The 16,973-nt window shown below is 66.0% G+C and carries 12 protein-coding genes; 6 read left to right on the forward strand and 6 right to left on the reverse strand.

Features of this window, described 5'->3' with window-relative positions; genetic code table 11:
- The first annotated feature begins 106 nt into the window (after positions 1–106).
- From ICJ04_RS09250 to ICJ04_RS09260, 3 genes are read left to right on the forward strand one after another with little or no spacing between them, the layout of a single operon-like run.
- A complete protein-coding gene (locus tag ICJ04_RS09250; protein ID WP_188324003.1) occupies positions 107–1,309 on the forward strand; it encodes an OsmC family protein in 1,203 nt (400 codons plus the stop codon).
- Between the two features lie 54 nt (positions 1,310–1,363).
- Positions 1,364–4,378, forward strand: a complete 3,015-nt coding sequence (locus ICJ04_RS09255) for a TonB-dependent receptor plug domain-containing protein (protein ID WP_188324004.1) — start codon at positions 1,364–1,366, stop codon at positions 4,376–4,378.
- Between the two features lie 5 nt (positions 4,379–4,383).
- Positions 4,384–5,352: a DUF1684 domain-containing protein gene (locus ICJ04_RS09260; RefSeq protein WP_188324005.1), complete on the forward strand. Its 969-nt coding sequence runs from the start codon at positions 4,384–4,386 to the stop codon at positions 5,350–5,352.
- 512 nt (positions 5,353–5,864) lie between these two features.
- Here the strand turns inward: ICJ04_RS09260 and ICJ04_RS09265 are convergent.
- Positions 5,865–6,476, reverse strand: coding sequence for a TetR/AcrR family transcriptional regulator (locus ICJ04_RS09265; RefSeq protein ID WP_188324006.1), 612 nt, complete (start codon positions 6,474–6,476; stop codon positions 5,865–5,867).
- 171 nt (positions 6,477–6,647) lie between these two features.
- On the opposite strand from ICJ04_RS09265, the gene ICJ04_RS09270 reads away from it, so the two are divergent.
- Both ICJ04_RS09270 and ICJ04_RS09275 read left to right on the forward strand, forming a co-directional pair.
- Complete coding sequence (locus ICJ04_RS09270; protein ID WP_223202835.1) at positions 6,648–7,859, forward strand: MFS transporter; 1,212 nt, start codon at positions 6,648–6,650, stop codon at positions 7,857–7,859.
- A 161-nt stretch (positions 7,860–8,020) separates the two neighbouring features.
- Complete coding sequence (locus ICJ04_RS09275; RefSeq protein ID WP_188324007.1) at positions 8,021–9,130, forward strand: serine hydrolase; 1,110 nt, start codon at positions 8,021–8,023, stop codon at positions 9,128–9,130.
- Here the strand turns inward: ICJ04_RS09275 and ICJ04_RS09280 are convergent.
- Positions 9,114–10,703, reverse strand: a complete 1,590-nt coding sequence (locus ICJ04_RS09280; protein ID WP_223202836.1) for a winged helix-turn-helix domain-containing protein — start codon at positions 10,701–10,703, stop codon at positions 9,114–9,116. The genes ICJ04_RS09275 and ICJ04_RS09280 overlap by 17 nt on opposite strands.
- A gap of 162 nt (positions 10,704–10,865) precedes the next feature.
- Between ICJ04_RS09280 and ICJ04_RS09285 the strand changes: the two genes are divergently transcribed.
- Positions 10,866–11,699, forward strand: coding sequence for a hypothetical protein (locus ICJ04_RS09285; protein ID WP_223202837.1), 834 nt, complete (start codon positions 10,866–10,868; stop codon positions 11,697–11,699).
- 93 nt (positions 11,700–11,792) lie between these two features.
- Here the strand turns inward: ICJ04_RS09285 and ICJ04_RS09290 are convergent, their stop codons facing one another.
- From ICJ04_RS09290 to ICJ04_RS09305, 4 genes are all read right to left on the reverse strand, one after another.
- Positions 11,793–12,428 (reverse strand): hypothetical protein, encoded by a 636-nt coding sequence (locus tag ICJ04_RS09290; protein WP_188324008.1) that lies wholly within the window; start codon positions 12,426–12,428, stop codon positions 11,793–11,795.
- Positions 12,429–12,501: 73 nt separating this feature from the next.
- A complete protein-coding gene (locus ICJ04_RS09295) occupies positions 12,502–13,929 on the reverse strand; it encodes a PepSY domain-containing protein (RefSeq protein WP_188324009.1) in 1,428 nt (475 codons plus the stop codon).
- 1 nt (position 13,930) lies between these two features.
- On the reverse strand, positions 13,931–16,150 hold the full coding sequence (locus ICJ04_RS09300) for a TonB-dependent siderophore receptor (protein WP_188324010.1): 2,220 nt from the start codon (positions 16,148–16,150) through the stop codon (positions 13,931–13,933).
- A gap of 269 nt (positions 16,151–16,419) precedes the next feature.
- Positions 16,420–16,866, reverse strand: coding sequence for a hypothetical protein (locus tag ICJ04_RS09305; protein WP_188327270.1), 447 nt, complete (start codon positions 16,864–16,866; stop codon positions 16,420–16,422).
- Positions 16,867–16,973: the final 107 nt, after the last annotated feature.

Here is a 16,973-nt window from a genome sequence, read left to right on the forward strand (position 1 = left end):
GGAGTGCGTATAGCGAATATGGGAATGTCCAACGATCATTTAGACGTGGCGACGCGACATGAAACAGTGGGCCTCCGTTCACGATCCCCACGGAGTTCCGCCGCCCATGTCCACCGCCCGTTCTGCGTCGCCGTTCAAGGTTTTCGGCGCGTCAACTTTGTCGGCCATGCTGCTGCTGGCCGCGCCGCTCATTTCCTCAGCGGCGGACAACGGCTCACCCCTGCGCACGTATCTCGCCGCCAAACGTGAGGCTATCAAGGCGCAGTCGACGCAGCCTGCCGCACCCATCGCGATCCACGCAAAGGTCACGGCCGAAAGCCGCTCCGGCGTACGTCGCCTGCGCATCGGGCCCACGGGCGAGTTCCAGTACATCAGCGATAGTGGGCGCAACTACGCAGGCTACAACCTCGGCGCCGGTTCCTGGGACTCGCTGGTCGGCACCTTGGCCAGCGCCGTGGCCGATGAGTACATCGTGCAGGCGGCCGAGCAGAATGTCCCGCTTGATGCGCTGGACGTGGTGTTCACCAGCATCCCCGAGCGCAAGAGCGAGAGCCTGGCGTACCCGAACAATCTCTCCTATGTGGCCTACATCGACTCGCCTGCCACCGACGCGCAACTGCAGACGCTCAAGCGCGCGGTGCACGAAAATTCCTCGGCCATCGACCTGGTAACGCGGCCGCAGCAGGTCAGCCATGCCGAGGTCGAATACCTCCATAGCGATGCGGTGCGCGATCCGACGTTGCCGCCCGGTCTGCGCGATTTCATCACCGAGGAGAAGCGTCCCGCGGTGCTGGCCAGGCAGGGTAAGCCCGCCTCGGGCAAGGGCAAGCCCGCCGATCCGGAAACCCTCGTCGCGCGCGCCCACGTCGAGCCGCGCACCGGCCTGCGCCGCGTCTTCCTGGGCAAGGACGCTTATCACCAGCAGCTGCACGACAGCGCGCCCGGCCTGCTCGGCTATGGGCTGGCGCCGACGGTGGAGGAACACCTGCTCGGCGTGACCGGCACCTGCCTGACGCACATCTTCGAGGTGCAGGCCGCCGCACGGAACGTGCTGTTGGATTCGTTGGAGCTGACGGTTGATGGTCAGCTGAGCCCGCGCTTCGGCAGCAACATCCAATCGCCCGCACGCTACAGCGATATCCGTTACAAGGTGCGGATTGAATCGCCTGCATCGGAACAGGAGATCGACGCGCTGCGCCAGTCGGTCGAGGCCACGTGCCCGCTCTACAACCTGGTCAAGGACGAGCAGAAGCTCGAAGGCAGCATCGTCCGCGGCGCCTACGCCGAAGCGACGAACCACGCGCGATAACGCACGCCGCGATCCAACCGGCCGTGCCCTGCAGTCATCATCTGGGGATAATCAATGAGTCGCACCCACCGTTCGCAGCTGATCGCGAAAAGCCCGTGCCATGCCCTGCACGGCCGCCGTCCTCGTCGCGGTCGGCTGGCCTTTGCCCTGTGCACCCTGCTTGCGCCGGCAGCGTATGCCGCCGAAGAAACGGGTGTAGGGGCTGCGCCGTCGCAGGGCTCGAATGCCCGGTTGTTGGACAAGGTGTCGGTGCTGGGCTCGCAGATCGCCGGGGGTGGCGCGCAGGCCGCGCTGCCGGTGGTCGCGGTGGACCGGGAACAGATCGATGCCACTGGGGCGACCAACGGCAACGAGTTGTTCCGCAGCCTGCCGCAGTTCGGGGATGTCGCCGTCACCGAGAAGGGCACGACCAACGCAGGACGAAACTCCAATGTCGCGCGCGGCGACGTGGGTTCCATCAACCTGCGCAACCTGGGCTCCAAGTACACGCTGCTGCTGATCAACGGCCGGCGCACGGTGCAGCACCCGATCAGCAACAGCGGCGACGACACGACCTACAACGCCAATGCCATTCCCACCTTCGGCCTGGAGCGGGTCAACCTGCTGCTGGATGGCGCGGCGTCCATCTACGGTTCCGATGCCGTGGCAGGCGTGGTCGACCTGGTGACGCCGAGCAACCTGCAGAATGGCGGTGGCATCAAGGTGAACTACGGCAAGGTGGCTGATGGCCATCGCGAAGACATCTCGCTGGACGGCTACTTCGGCAGTGATTTCGCGGAAGGGCGCGGCAACATCTCGGTCTTGTATGGCGTCTCCAAGCGGACCGCGCAGCGCAATTCGGACGCATGGTTCACTGCCACCGATGGCCGCCGTCCCCTCGGCGATGGCACCAGCGTGCCGGATCCGAACGGTACCTCGGGCTTCAGCACGCGAACGCCATGGGGTCATTTCGACACCTATGCCGGCAGCCGGCGCACAGGCAGCTGGCACGTCGATCCCGCCAGCGGTTCGCTGGTGTCCGGCGCGGTACCGACGCGCTATCACTATGATTCCGCGGCCGAGCCGGGCATCACTTCGGCACCGTCCATCAACAAGGGAAATGTCTTCGCCAGTGGACGCTTCGATGCCACCGATAACCTGCAGCTGTTCGGGGAACTGGGTTACTACCGGGCCACCTCCGAATCCTGGGTGAGCAGCGAGTCGGGCTTCGGCGGTGACGGCTTCCTGCTGCATATCCGCCCGGATGCCTATTGGGTGCCGGACACCTTGCGCGGCGCCGACGCGATCCGGCTGCTCAACTACCAGTTCGCGGATTCGGGTATCCGCCGGGTCAAGGTGGATAACGATCAGTCGCGTGTGCTGCTGGGCGTGCGCGGCTGGACCGACGGCGGCTGGAACTGGGAAACCGCGCTGCTGTATTCGCGTGCACGCAGTACCGACACGCAGCAGGGCGGGCTGACCGATGCTTTCATTGCCGCGGTGAACCGTACCGATGCCGGTGCCTACAACCCCTTCAGTGGCGGCGATCCGGCCAGCATCCGGCTGGGCGATGCCACGCCCTACGACACCTCGGCGTTCATTGGCGAGGCCACCCGTGAAGGCACTACGGAGCTGGCGCTCTGGGATTTCAAGATCAACCGTTCGGACCTGTTGACCTGGTACGCCGGTGACATCGGCCTGGCGGCAGGCGTGGAGTACCGGTATGAAAGCCGTGAGGATGATCGCGACGAAAACATCGATGGCAGCCGTCCCTATACGGACTGGTATACCGGTACGGTGGCAGCCAGCAACTTCTTCACCCATAGCCCCCGGCCCGATGTACGCGGCAGCCGCAACGTAACGTCAGCGCTGATCGAACTCGCCGTGCCGCTGATTTCCCCCGCGCAGGGCATACCGCTGGTCCAGTCACTGGATCTGCAGATTGCGGGCCGCTGGGAGGACTACAGCGATGCCGGCAAGGTGGCCAAGCCGAAGCTGGCCGCCGCGTGGAAGGTAAATGGCAGCCTGTTGCTGCGTGGTTCGGTCAGCGGCGGCTTTCGCGCGCCGGGACTGGAACTGGTGAACTCCCCGCCGACCTACGGCTTCGGCTTCAACAACGATGCCATCCGCTGCCACGCGTTGATCACCAAGGGCGCCCAGCCCGACTACAGCGCCTGCTTGAATGCTTACAGCAGTGGCTCGTCGGTCAAGCCCTCGGTGAGCGCCGTGACCTCCTACGGTGACGACGTGAAGCCGGAAACCACCCGGCAGTCGTCATGGGGCGCGGTGTTCGAGCCGCAGTTCCTGCCGGACGCCCTGGGCGCGATCAGCCTGAGCGTGGATGCCTGGCGGGTGCAGGTAGAGAATCCTATCAATACCCTGGGTGAGGAGCTGTTGTACGACGCCTATCTGCGCGTGGTGGAGGGCAGCAGCAACCCGAATGTGGTGCGTGCGGCCGTCACGGCGGAGGACACCGCGCTGTTTGCAGGCTCGGGTCTTGCGCCTGCGGGCGTGGTGACGCACGTGTACAACCGATATCAGAATCGTCGGCCACTCACCGCGTCGGGCGTGGACTACAACGTTACCTGGCGCCTGAGTGAGACGGCCTGGGGCAACTTCGCCTTCCTGCTCAGTGTCAGCCAGCTCAAGGAATACACCCAGCAGAAACCTGCCGAGGTGCAGCAGGTGGCGGCCGCCATTGCCAATGGTCAGTTGAACATCATCGCGCCAGACCTGGGCGCAGCCAACGAGGTCGGCATCAATGGGGCCAAGCCGGAATGGCGGGCCAGCGCGACATTGATCTGGAACCTGCAGGACTGGACGGTCCGCTTGCGCGACGATTACATCGACAGCGTGACGGCCGGCGCCTATGCCGATCGCACGCCGTTCGTGGTCGATTCCACCCAGCGCTGGGCGTTGTCGGTCAAAAAGGAGTTCAACAGAGGACGCCTGAAGGGGACGGCGGTGGAAGTGGGGGCGCGCAACCTGTTCAACGAAGAGCCGCCGCTGAATGCCACCGGCAGCTACCTGAGCGCGTTGCACGAAACCTACGGACGCTACGTCCACCTCGGCATTTCCAAAAACTGGTGACCTGCATGAAGACGCACACGCTAGCCTCTGTCCTTGTCATCACCCTGCTGGCGGGGGCATGCAGCCCGCATGACACGCCTGCGCCGGAGACGTCAGCAGCCGCGACGGCCGCGCTGGATTTCAAGAGCGAACACGCCGAGTGGGTGCAGGAACGTACCGCGGAACTGGGTAAGCCCGATGGCTGGGCCAGCCTGATTGGGCTGCATTGGATCGAGGCCGGAACGCAGAGTGTGGGCAGTGCTGAAGGCAACGCCATCCGCCTGGCCATCGCACCGGGCCACTTGGCCCGGTTGGAGCCGCGGGCCGATGGCCTGTACTTCACGCCGGTGGACGGGGCGCAGGTCACCGCCGATGGCAAGCCGGTGCAGGGGGAGATACGGCTGGATCCAGAAGGGAAGGGCGGTGGCACCACGCTGACCTATGACGACGGCAAGGGACAGATCACCGCGATCAAGCGCGGGAAGCGGCTGGCACTACGGGTGCGCCATGCCGATGCGCCGGCGCGCCTGCACTTCGGTGGCCTGGACTTCTTCCCGGCCGAGGAAAGCTGGCGTGTGCAGGCGCGTTTCGTGCCACACCCGCCGGGCAGGACGCTGCCGATCGTGAACGTGCTCGGCGAGGTCGCCGATAACCCGAATCCAGGCTACGTCGTGTTCGAGAAAGAAGGGCGGCAGTGGAAACTGGAAGCCTTGGGAGACCCGGCGAAGAGCTTGAACCTGATGTTCCAGGACCAGACCACCAGCCGGCAGACCTACGGGGTGGGTCGCTACCTGCGCACCGATGCGGTCGCGGCAGACGGCACGGTCACGCTGGATTTCAATCGCGCGTACAACCCGCCGTGTGCCTACACGGACTTCGCAACCTGCCCGTTGCCACCGCCTGAGAACCGTTTGGCGCAGCAGGACGACAACCGGCAGCTGGTGCGGCTGGCGGTCGTGGCAGGCGAGAAGAAATACGCCTTGGCACTGCACTGACGTTCAAGGCGATCCGGTAGCGCCGAGCCACGCTCGGCGGATTCCTTCCGGCACCGCAATGCCGGACACAGGCCGCGCTGCGCGCTCGCCGACCATGGGTCGGCGCTACCACGCCGGATCCCCGGTTGGCGCGCGATCCTGGTAGCGCCGAGCCACGCTCGGCGGAATGCATCCGGCGCTGCGATGCCGGACGCAAACCGCGCTGCGCGCTCGCCGACCATGGGTCGGCGCTACCACGCCGGATCCGCAGTCGGCGCACTACCCCGGTAGCGCCGAGCCACGCTCGGCGGAATGCATCCGGCACCGCGATGCCGGACACAGGCCGCGCTCCGCGCTCGCCGACCATGGGTCGGCGCTACCACGCCGGATCCCCGGTCGGCGCGCGACCCTGGTAGCGCCGAGCCACGCTCGGCGGATTCCTTCCGGCACCGCGATACCAGACGCAGGCCGCGCTTCGCGCTCGCCGACCATGGGTCGGCGCTACCACGCCGGCTCCCGGTCGCGCCGCGCCATTACGCGGCCGGGGCGCTCCACACGCACATCAGCCGGCTGATGGCGGCATCCATGACCTTGAGACTCACCCCATCACGGGCGAGGGGAGAGAGGCCCTGCAGGAAACTGTCGAAGACGCAGGTCAGCGACGCAGCATCGGCGTCCGCTCCGAACTCACCCGCCGCGATCCCGCGCTCCACGCAGGCACGGATGCCAGCCCGCGTGTGGGCGCGTGACCGGGTCAGCGGCGCGGTCACCGACGCAAGTTCGGGCGTGGGCGCGCTCATGACAGCCAGCGTCACCATGCAGCCCTTCGGGTGGCCGCGTTCGCACTGCATCCTGGCCGACTGGCGCAACGCACGCTCCACCGCCTGTTTTGGTGCAAGCGTGGTGTCCCATAGACAGTGGGTCACCTGCGCATAGGTCGACAGATAGCGCTCAGCGCATTCCTGAAACAGCGCCTCCTTGGATCCAAACGCCGCGTAGAAACTCGGCGCACTGATCCCGCCGCCGATGGCTGCCTTGAGCTGGGACAGTGAGGTGGATTCGTAGCCCTGCTGCCAGAACAGGTGCAGCGCCTGATCCACCGCGGCGTCACGGTCGAAACTGCGTGGTCGGCCCATCTGTGCCATGGCGTCCTCCGATGCTTACATAAATACTATTCGATACATATCTCATTGACAAGCTGTGATGCCAAGCCTATATCTATATCGTTCGATACACTTCTGCCAAACCTTCCACCCCTCGGGTTGACCCCTAGACGCGAGCCGGTGCGGCAGGATTCCCAACCCAAAGGACACTGCGTGACTTCCCCCACCTCCACCACACCTGCTGCGGGCCCTGCGCCGCTGCCCATCGCTGCGCTGTTGGCGCTGGCCATGACCGGCTTCATCTGCATCGTCACCGAAACCCTGCCGGCGGGGCTGCTGCCGCTGATGTCCGATGGGCTGGGCATTACGCCCGCCTTGGCAGGACAGACGGTCACCGCCTACGCACTGGGATCGGTGATTGCCGCCATTCCGCTGACCATCGCGACCCAGCAGTGGCGGCGACGCAACGTCCTGCTGCTCACCATCGTCGGCTTCCTTGTATTCAATTCGATCACCGCAGTGTCCAACGACTATGCACTGACCCTGGTGGCCCGCTTCTTTGCTGGCGCCGCAGCAGGCCTGGCGTGGAGCCTGCTGGCCGGCTATGCCCGACGCATGGTGCAGCCCGACCAACAGGGCAGGGCGATGGCCATCGCCATGGTAGGCACACCGATTGCGCTGTCGCTCGGCGTGCCGCTGGGCACGTGGATGGGCGGCCTGCTGGGTTGGCGCACTGCGTTCGCTGCCATGTCGGCGCTGACCGTCGTGTTGATCGTCTGGGTGCTGGTCAAGGTGCCGGACTACCCGGGCCAGTCAGCCGCCCAGCGCGTCCCGCTGCGCAGGGTGCTCACCACGCCGGGCGTGCGTCCGGTGCTGGCGACCGTCATGGCATGGATGCTGGCGCACAACATCCTGTACACCTACGTGGCCCCGTTCGCGGCCAACGCCGGGCTCGCCGAACGCGTGGACGTGCTGCTGCTGGTCTTCGGTGTTTCGGCACTGATCGGCATCGGCGTGGCAGCCAAGCGGGTCGAGCGACACCTCCGGAGCACCGTGCTGGTGTCGTTGGCCACGTTCTTCGTGATCTGCGTGACCCTGGCGTTCCTGCAGCAGCTGCAGCCGGTGGTGTATGTCTGCGTGGCGATCTGGGGCCTGACGTTCGGCGGTGCCGCCACACTGCTGCAGACGGCGTTGGCCGACAGTGCGGGCGAGGGCGCCGACGTGGCGCTGTCACTCAACGTCGTCGCCTGGAACCTGGTCATCGCCGGTGGCGGTGTCATGGGCGGGGTGCTGCTGGACCAGTGGGGGGCGCAGACCTTCCCGGCGGCGATGGCGTTCCTGCTGGCCGTTGGCTTCTGCATCGTCTGGCGCGCGCGACATCACGGATTTGCGGCTGGCGCACGCGCGGCGGTGGCCGGGCACTAGGCCGTCATCGGGTCAGGAGGGACGGCCGCATCATAGCGGCCGCCCCTGCCGGTGATGTCATAAACCGTTGATGGGCAAGGCCTTCATTATTCTTCAGACAGTCATCAGGCCCTTCATTTGATGGCATGGTCCGCTGCGGACTCCTCTGCTGGAGTGTGCCCATGTCGATCCTGCTTCGCCTGTTTCCTCTCACCGTCCTGCTGCTCGCCGCCAGCGCCGCATGCGCTGCTCCTCCCATGGCCGTGGCGGAGGATTGGCCCGCCGGTGACCCGGCAGGTCACGGCTTCGATCCTGCGCGACTCGTCGCGCTCGATGCGGCGATCAACAGCGGCCAAGCGCCTGACACCACCAGCGTGCTGGTGATCCATCAGGGCGCATTGATCCACGAGGCGTACTTCAACGGCGCTGACCGGGAGACGCTGCACAACACCCGCTCGTTGACCAAGAGCGTCACCGCACTGCTGGTGGGGGCGGCCATCGACCGCGGCTTTATCGACGGGGTGAGCGCTCCGGTGCTGGGCTACTTCCCGGACAGGACGCCCGCGCACCCTGGCCCCTTCAAGGACGCCATCACCCTCGAAGACCTGCTGACGATGAGTGCGGCGTGGGAGTGCGATGACAACAACAGCTTCTCGGCCGGGAACGAAGAACGCATGTACGTCAGTGCTGACTGGACCGGGTTCACGCTGGACCTGCCCGAGCGCGGCTACGCGCCGTGGAATCTGCGCCCGGCGGACAGCCCGCACGGTCGCGCCTTCGCTTACTGCACGGCCAACTCTTTCCTGTTGGGCGCGATCGTCGAACGCGCGGCCCATATGCCTCTGGCACAGTTCGCGGCCGACGCGCTGGAACGGCCCTTGGGCATCCGGACGTCGGTGTGGCAGCGTGCTTCAGAAGGCGTCGGCATGGGCGGCGGCGGCACCCAGTACCGCAGCCGTGACCTCGCCAAGTTGGGGCAGTTGATGCTGGACGGCGGTCGCTGGAAGGGTAGGCAGGTGATCTCTGCCGATTGGATCGAGGCCATGACCCAGGTGCGTGCGCAGACTCCGTTCGACGCAGAGTACGGTTACCAGATGTGGCGCTTCACCTTCAAGGACGGCGCACGGCTGCTGCACGCGTGGACGATGTCCGGCAATGGCGGTAACGCGGTATTCGTGGTGCCCGAGAAAGCGCTGGTGATGGTGGTGACCCGCACCCGCTACAACCAGCGCGGCATGCATGAGCAGACCCGGGCGCTGCTGCAGGATTTCGTCCTCACCGCGCCGCAGTAGGCTGCCGTGCGTCTTCGGGAAGGATGCCCGATGCGATGACGCGCGCCCGTTCGGTCGCCACGTGGGCCTGCACCGACTTCAGCACCGCGGCGAATTCGGGGTCGGTACGCAACGCGCTGAACAGCGGTGACACCCGCAGATACGCAGCATCACGGTAACCGCTGGCAACAGCAGCGTTGAGCGCTTGCAGGGCGGCCTGCCGGTCGCCCGCCAGCTCGGCGAGCAGGGCCGCTTCCACCCCGTCCAAGGGGTCGGCACCCTGCGCAAGCCCGGCCTGCAACGCGGCGGACTGCTGACGCAGCACGGTTACAGCGGGCACCGGGGTTGCGCCGGTGATCCAGGCGACAGTGCCGGGCAGGCTGGCGTGAGACTTTAAGGCCCGTGCCTGCAGGGCAGCACTGCGGGCAGCGGGCTGGTCACGGCGCTGCAACGCCAGCTCCGTCGCCAGCAGATACAGCGCGGCGTGCTCGGTGCCGCGTGCCATGGCCTCATCCAGCGTTGCCTGTGCCTCCGCGGTGCGGCCTTGTCCATACAGAAAGACGGGCCAGGCACTGTTCGAAAAAACATTGTCCGGATACAGCTGGAAGCTGCGCCGGTAACGCGCCTCGGCCGCCGCGGTGTAGCCCAGCAGCTCCAGGTTCGAGGCCACCTGCACCGGCCAGAAGCGCACACGTTCCGGATGACGCACGGCGAGGTTTGAAGCAAGCGCATCATGCAGGCGCCCCTTGCGGGCATACAGATACGCGGCCGAGGCGCGGCTTGCGTCGTCGTCGGGGTCCAGCTGCGCCGCGTGCTCATACGCGGCCAGCGCGGCGTCGACCTCGCCAAGGCAATCATGCGCATAGCCCAACGTCGCATAGGCCGCAGACCGCTCCGGGCTGCGCACCACCACAGCCTGCGCCAGCGTCAACGCCTGCTGCACATCGTTGCGGTTGCCGTTGTACAGGCACGCACGCGCGGCGAGGGCGCGGGAAACACCGAGCTGAGCCGGCATATCATCCGGCACCTCCTGCAAGCGCTGGCGATACAGCGCCAGGGCGCGTTCGTTGTTGTCGCGCTGACCGATGGCCGCGTAATACTCCGCACGCTCCAGCAGCGGCGATGCGCCAGCGCCCACGGCGGCCGGCCATTGCCACCACGCAAGTCCAGACAGCGCGAGGACCAGCAGCGCGGCGGCTCCGATGATCATCGGCGTACGGCGCGGCGGAGGCGTGAGCTGCGTGTCCGCCGATGCATCCGGCACCGGCTCGCTGCACAACTGATAGCCCTGACCGCGCACGGAGCGCAGATAACGCGCCTGACGCCCGTCGTCGCCCAGTGCCTGGCGCAGCAGGCGGACGCGCTGGGTCACCGTCTCTTCGTTGACGTGCGCGGGCGCCCACACGTTGGCGATCAGGTCATCGAAACCGACGACCCGGGTGCCTTGGGTGATCAGGTAATGCAGCAGGCGAAAGCTGAGCCCGGCCACGTCCACGACCTGGCCCCCCTCACGGACCACGCGCTGCCGCGCCACATCGATGCGCAGGTCATCAAGGCAGTAGTGCAGGGGCAGGGTGCCGGCGGCCTCAGCCATGGAGGAACACAGCGCTACAACGGGTCAACGGGGTCACCTGGCGGCGGCGGGTCGTGGCTGCCGAGGGTAGCAGGCAGCTGCGGTCATCGGTGCTTGCCGATGCGGCATTGGTAGAATGCAGGTCAGGGCAGGGGGCCCGGACGGGAAAAGGAAGAACCGGCAATGGACATGCACGCAGGCGCGACGGACGTGCCGAATCAAGAACCCGACAGCGGCGAAGCGCTGACCTTCGACTGGCTGTATCAGCAGGTCCAGCGTTATGCCAAGCACAGTGTGTATCCGCAGGCATCGAGAATCGAGCGCTGGTCATTCCGCATCGGCTTGTTGGCTGCCGCAATCGGGATCATCGCTGGCGTGACGCCGGCTCGCTGGCTCGACCCTACCGTAGCCCTCCCCGTCACGCTGGTATGCGTATGCGTTGAGATCGGCGGCTTCCTGCTGGGGTTCGTCCTGCAGGCGCGCAGGGATCTGCGCCAGTACACCCAGCCGCGGCTCTCCCATGCGAAGGAGATGGACGCCGACTTTGCCCATTGGCGAGAGCTGGTGCAGCGTCTGCACGCATTCCCCCGGCAACAGCGCGAAGAGCGCCTGCGCTTCGTCAGCACCCTGCGGACCGGCATGACCGATCGGATGGGGATGATGTACGGCGGACTGCAGCGCCTCGGGCCGTTCCCCCTGCTGATCGCGCTCTATCTGCAGTTCCGCCACTGGCAGTGGGGCGACTGGTCTGCGGTTTTCGATGTCACGTTCATCGAAGCAGTACTGATCGTCGCCATGGTGCTGCTGTATGCGGTGGGGTGGCTGCTGGTCGGGCTGCGGGTTCGGCTGGATACCTATGTCAGCCTGCTCGAGGCGTCGTTGCACGAGGGCGCTGCTTCCGGTGATCCCGCAGCTCCACCGTGCCAGGGTGTCACTTCGCCTCGATATGCAGGCGAAGCCCCATCGCACTCAACACCGCCGTCAGACTCGTCAGGCGCACGCCAGCTGGCGCAGTGAGCCGTCGGCGGATGGTCAGGGGATTTGAGCGCAGCGTCGTGGCGATGTCTTCCAGGCCATCTGGGCACGGTGTTTGCGGGTTCTCGTCCATGTTCAATGGACTCCCAGGTCCGGTCCGACCGACGTCTTTATCAAATCTCTACCGACCACCAGCAGCCCCTCCAGCAGATGCTCGCCCAGCAGGGTGTCGGTATGCCCATCGCCACGTGAGAGATGCTCGCCATGCAGGATCTCAAGGATGGCATCCAACCCTTGCAGGACGCGTCTCGACACGATGACCTTACCGCTGCGCGCCAGCTCGCCTTCAATCTCGGACGGGGCCGGGACCAGAGCCAGTCGTGGCGTCCATGGATGAGTGGGGTGGTCGCGTTCGAACTGCTCGATCTGCGCTTCCAGTCGATCGACAAAGCCGGGTGGGAAGGCGTTCACGCGGTCGCCAAGCAATAGCGCCAGGCGAGCGCGGCTGCGTGGATGCTGGGGTGTCATCGGTCGGACCTCGCATGCGATGAGGCCACCTGCGCCATGGCGCAGGGTGGCGGGCGATGCGGGTTGGCATACCGGGGAATTACTCAAACCGGCGGATTGGGATCCCCACGCACCGCCCGCCGTATGACCGGTGGGCAATGCTGTGCATTCTCCGCCGTACCCCGAGAGGTAGAACAGAGCCAATTGAGTAATTCCGTCAGGATGCCAATCCCGGCTGCCGCCTTTCGGCTTCAGCCCGGTCATCCTGCTCGCGCAGCGAAAAGGCGTCTATCAGGAAAGCTGCAGTTGTACGAGATGCGTCATCACCGGCATTCCGTCAATCCAGCCAACGGAACAGGCGTAACCGCGGCCTGATCCAGCGATCAAACGCCCAGACCACCAGCAGCGACAGAAACACCAGCGGCAGCACGATGGCGGTCGCGAGGACGATGACGAGCCACCAGCGAAGCGGCGTGCGGCTGCCTGTTCCCGGTGCGCCGATGCGGCCAGCCGGCTTGCGCCGCCACCACATCACCACACCCGACACACACAGCACGACGATGCCGATGCACGTGGCCAGCATGACCGCCTGATTGGCACGCCCGAAATAGTTGCCCATGTGCAGCTGCACGCCCATTTCGATGGCCTGGGCCACGATGCCGTAATCATCGAAGCCCGCCCGCACCAGCAGTTCGCCCTCTCTGTCGAAGTGGTAGGTGACCTGGCCCTGGGGCCTGTCGGGGTAGGTGTAGGCCATCAACGCACCGCGCTGCGTGCTCGGCAGGAATACCCGCAGCGGGTCTGCCGTGCCTGCAGCGCGCACATGCGCTATCGCGCGCTCCAAACCTGCTGCGGTCCACTGACGCGCCGCACCGTCCGCCGGGGACGCGTGGCTTCCGTGATGCGAATGCGCTGCGTCGGCCGCCGCCTCGGCAGGCGGCATCGGCGCGTGCTGCAACGTCCACGGCACGTCGTTGAACACACTGCCGATCTTCGGTGCCTCCGGTGCCACGTAGCGGCGATAAACCGGCGGGTAACCCGCATGGATGGCCTCCGCGCCACCGCGCACCCAGTCGCCCCAGAACGCGGCCCATGGCAGGCCGGTGAAGATCAGGAACAGCACCAGCACTGACACCCACAGGCCCGTGGCAGCATGTAGCGACTTCCAGAATGCCCGCCCCTTGGCGCGCATATCCGGGACAACGCCCGACCACCAGGCAAGCCCTTGTCCACGCGGCCAGCCCAGATAGAGCCCCGTCACGATAAGCACCACCGCCCAACACGCGGCCAGCTCGATCAGGTAACTGCCCAGCGTGCCCAGCATCAGCGACCCATGCAGGCGCTCGGCGAAACCGACCAGCGTCCGGGACGGCACCATCGCGCCAAGCACCTGACCGGTGCCGGGGTCGACGAAGGTGATCTGACTTTCTGCATCGGCGCGCTGCAGATAGACCTGGGCAGGACGTTGCCGATCAGTCGGTACATCGATCCGCGTGGCGCTGCTACCGGGCGCGGAGGCCTCCGCCGCATCGATCATGCTCGCCAGCGGTGATCGCTCTTGCCACGGGGCAGGGGTGAAGCGCAGCTCCGGGTAGAGGGCATCGTTCAACTCATCGTTGAACAGATAGATCGCACCGGTGATGGCAAGCAACACCAGAAACGGCGCGACGAACAGCCCGGCATACAGATGCCAACGCCAGAACAGCCGATGCCGGTCCCGGTTGCCGGGATCGCCGCGCTGTGCGGAAGTAGAGTGTGAGGTCATGTCAGAACCGCGTGCGCAGGGTCAGCTCGACGCTGCGGGGTGCGCCGAGGTAGATGTGGGTGGACGGATACCCGGAATACGCTCCATAAAGCGCGTTCGACAGATTCCGCACACGCAGCACCGCCGATACCTGCTGCCAGTCGTAGCCGACCCAGGCATCGAACGTCGTATGGCCACGGACGTGGATCGTGTTGGCGTTGTCGGTGTAGAAACCGCCGACGCTGCGGCCGGAGGCCCCTACAGAAAACGGAAGGCCCAGGAAGCGATAGGTCGCAGCCAGTGCGGCCGTGCCATTGGGCACATTGGTGGGGCGATTGCCGCCGCGATCGGCCCCGCCGGCTTCCAGCAGGCGATCGTAGCGCGCGCTGCCATACGCAGCCGAGAGGTCCACGCGCAGCCCGCGCGTCACCTGGGCCTCTGCAGACAGTTCAACGCCCTGCGACGACTGCTCGCCACCCTGCACGCTGATGCTCGGGTTGACCGGGTCGCGGGTCAGGATGTTATCCCGCTCGATCCGGTAGGCCGCTGCAGTAAGTTCCATGCGCTTGTCCCACACGCTCGCCTTGATGCCCGCCTCGAGCGACTTGCCCTTGCTGAGATCGAACACACCGGCAGCCGGGCGCATGGTCAACAGGGTGGACACCGGGCTCACCGCAGTGGCGTACTGCCCGTAGACCTGCACATCCGGGGTGAGGTCGAACACGCTGCCGATCCGCCAGGAGAACGGGCTGTAATCGGGCCGGAACGCGTCCACGCTGCCGGTATTCAGATCGCGGATGTCACGCGACAGTTTGATGTTTTCCACGCGCCCGCCCGCCAACAGGATCCAGCGGTCTGTCACGTTGAGTGCATTCTCGGCGAACACGGCGGTGGTGCGCAGGCGCGACTCGAAGATCACATTGTTTCCCGCGCCGGGAAAGTTGCCGGCCGATCCATCCGGGAACAGGCCGACATCCGGATCAAGCGGCGATACCGGGGTGGTCACGCCGGTCTGTCGCGGATTGTGGAAATCAGTGTCGTTGTACTCGGCCCCCGCCGTGAACCGGTTGCGACGTGCCCCGATCTGGCCATCGTAGGACAGCGCAAGACGCTCGTTCCACGTCGTCTGGTCGTGCCGGATCCGCTCGGCGGTTCGCGAGAACTGCCCGGTCGAACGGTTGTAGATCCAGTTGTCGGAATAGAAAAAGTCCCGGTCGGCCTGATACCAGCTGAGATCGTTCTGCAGCGTCCAGTTGTCAGCAAGCGGAAGTTCGACACGCCAGCGCAACAGGTCACTGTTGGCGCCGGTGGTGGCACCCAAAGGGTTGTAGTTCACATGGCGGGTGGCCTTGTCCACGACGAATCCGTTGCTGCTGCGGACGACGTGACTGGGCGATCGGGCCACATCGGCCGGCACCATCGGCGCACCCTGATACGTGCCCGTACTCTCGTCCTCGGCGTGCTCGAAAGAGAACAACATCGACATGCCGGAATCGCGGCGCCAAAGCAGACTGCCGCCTACCGTCAGCAGGTCCGTGTCGTTGTTGTCGATGTCATCCAGGCTGTCAGAGCGCAACCGGCTGACGAAACCGCGTACCGCCACGGTATCCGACAGCGGCGTGTTGACGTCCAGGCCGGCCCGCCACGTGTTGAAGCTGCCGACCCCGAGCATGCCCTCCATGCTGGTCGCGCCGAACTGCGGCTTGCGACTCACCAGGTTGATGGCACCCCCCAGTGCCCCTTCACCGTAGAGCACCGACGCCGGACCGCGCAACACTTCAACGCGTTCCAAGCCGAACGTATCCAGATTACGGGTGACGATCGTGGAGGTGCCCAGCCGCACGCCGTCGTGCAGGACCGAGACCGTGTTGCCACTGAACCCCCGCATCGTGACCACGGCAGGATTGCCCGGCACATTGCCGACCATCGCGCCGCCGACCATGTCGAACACCTCGCTGGTGGTGCGTGCCCCCTGGGTGGCGATGTCGTTCTGGTCGATGACCTGCAAAGACGCTGGGGTCTCGCGCTGGGTCAGGCCCAGGCGGCTGCCTACCGCCTCCGGCGAATCCAGCAGGCGCTGCCGCTGCCCTTGCACGTTCAGCGCGTCCAGCGTCGTCGGGTCTGCAGGCGCAAGCGCACTGCTGGTCTGGGCAAAGGCGCCGGGTGCGCAGAGTGCGCTGATGGATAGCAGCAGCGCGCCGTGGCGGGGCAGCGTGCCGGATGAGAATCGGGAGATCGTCATGGGTGGACCCTGGATACGGGATGTCGGACCACGGGATACGGAGTGCCCAAGCGCCCAAGCGCACGGGTGCTGATCGACGCACGATCGGCCACGACATCGAGATGCCGCGACCCCTCAGGGCCGCGACACGGAATTGAGCCGGCCTGTCAGCCGGTTGCGGAACGGGGGATACAGTGACCAGCCGCGAACTCGCCTGTCCCGGCGACCTGCCAGCGACGTGGAGCGTGCAGGGACAGCCGGGCTCGGTGGGCCTCAGGGCGCGGGCTGGATCAGCAGGCGAGGGCGCGTGGTGGGCCGCGGGCGCCGAGCGTTCCCGGCGCGGGGCGGGTCTGCGTATCGACCAGTCCGGCTACGGCACGGAACACCGCCGGCCACAGGCTGATCAGCAACAGCAGCGCCACCAGCAGGGTGATCATGCGGGCGGCGATGAGGCAGTAATCGCACTCCACGCCCATCTCATGGTCTGCGTGGGGATCAATGACCTTCGCGGGCGTGGATTCCGGGGGTGCCGTTTTCGTGGGCGGCGACATCATCGGCATGGCGTGGTCCATGCCCTCCATCCCTTCATGGTGCTGATGGTGCGTATCGGCCGACGGGGATGGCGGCGCGTCCATTTCCATCGCAGGGCCCGCATGGGTATCTGGCGCCTGCACGGATGCCACCAGCGGGTGTGCCAACGCCCGGCTGACCAACGGAGCGACCACGACCAGCACAATGGCCAGACAGGCCAGAACGTGGAGCCAGCGGTGGAAGACGGGGACGCGCACGGGGCTGATTCTACGGGATGGGGCGGACGCGTCAGGGGGAAAACGGCTTGGTTGCG

Origin of the sequence: Stenotrophomonas sp. 169 (assembly GCF_014621775.1) — a bacterium.
Classification (GTDB): domain Bacteria; phylum Pseudomonadota; class Gammaproteobacteria; order Xanthomonadales; family Xanthomonadaceae; genus Stenotrophomonas.

What these genes read in the sequence shown, in the direction of transcription:
- ICJ04_RS09295 (WP_188324009.1), bottom strand. Translation starts at nt 13,929, where the DNA reads ATGACCTCACACTCTACTTCCGCACAGCGCGGCGATCCCGGCAACCGG.
- ICJ04_RS09265 (WP_188324006.1), bottom strand. Translation starts at nt 6,476, where the DNA reads ATGGCACAGATGGGCCGACCACGCAGTTTCGACCGTGACGCCGCGGTG.
- ICJ04_RS09260 (WP_188324005.1), top strand. Translation starts at nt 4,384, where the DNA reads ATGAAGACGCACACGCTAGCCTCTGTCCTTGTCATCACCCTGCTGGCG.
- ICJ04_RS09255 (WP_188324004.1), top strand. Translation starts at nt 1,364, where the DNA reads ATGAGTCGCACCCACCGTTCGCAGCTGATCGCGAAAAGCCCGTGCCAT.
- ICJ04_RS09280 (WP_223202836.1), bottom strand. Translation starts at nt 10,703, where the DNA reads ATGGCTGAGGCCGCCGGCACCCTGCCCCTGCACTACTGCCTTGATGAC.
- ICJ04_RS09275 (WP_188324007.1), top strand. Translation starts at nt 8,021, where the DNA reads ATGTCGATCCTGCTTCGCCTGTTTCCTCTCACCGTCCTGCTGCTCGCC.
- ICJ04_RS09290 (WP_188324008.1), bottom strand. Translation starts at nt 12,428, where the DNA reads ATGACCGGGCTGAAGCCGAAAGGCGGCAGCCGGGATTGGCATCCTGAC.
- ICJ04_RS09300 (WP_188324010.1), bottom strand. Translation starts at nt 16,150, where the DNA reads ATGACGATCTCCCGATTCTCATCCGGCACGCTGCCCCGCCACGGCGCG.
- ICJ04_RS09250 (WP_188324003.1), top strand. Translation starts at nt 107, where the DNA reads ATGTCCACCGCCCGTTCTGCGTCGCCGTTCAAGGTTTTCGGCGCGTCA.
- ICJ04_RS09285 (WP_223202837.1), top strand. Translation starts at nt 10,866, where the DNA reads ATGGACATGCACGCAGGCGCGACGGACGTGCCGAATCAAGAACCCGAC.